Origin of the sequence: Mesorhizobium sp. WSM4989, from assembly GCF_029625795.1 — a bacterium.
Classification (GTDB): domain Bacteria; phylum Pseudomonadota; class Alphaproteobacteria; order Rhizobiales; family Rhizobiaceae; genus Mesorhizobium.
Genome location: NZ_JARTVN010000061.1, coordinates 1 through 247, shown reverse-complemented (window position 1 = coordinate 247; position 247 = coordinate 1). Strand labels below are relative to the sequence as shown.

The following is a 247-nucleotide window of genomic DNA, read 5'->3' as shown; positions in this document are numbered from 1 at the left end:
ACATGTGATCCCGCCGTAAGAGCGTAACTCACCGAGGCCGCGACCTTGTCGAAGCCCCCGTTTGGCGCTTCCATGACCTTGTCATGAGCATTGTTGACGAGATATTTGTCATTGCCCCCGGTTGCGTGGAAAACGTCTGCGCCGCGCGTGCCATGGAAGACATGATCGCTGCCCGACGGGGCCGGCGCGGTGGGAGCAGGGGTGCCGACGTGAGTAGGAGGTGTGGTCGGTGTGCCGACCGGATCAC

Annotated in this window: 1 pseudogene; it reads right to left on the bottom strand. The window is 62.3% G+C overall.

Features of this window, described 5'->3' with window-relative positions:
- Window positions 1–247 (bottom strand): annotated as a pseudogene (locus tag P9217_RS30315) (calcium-binding protein); the annotation flags it as partial.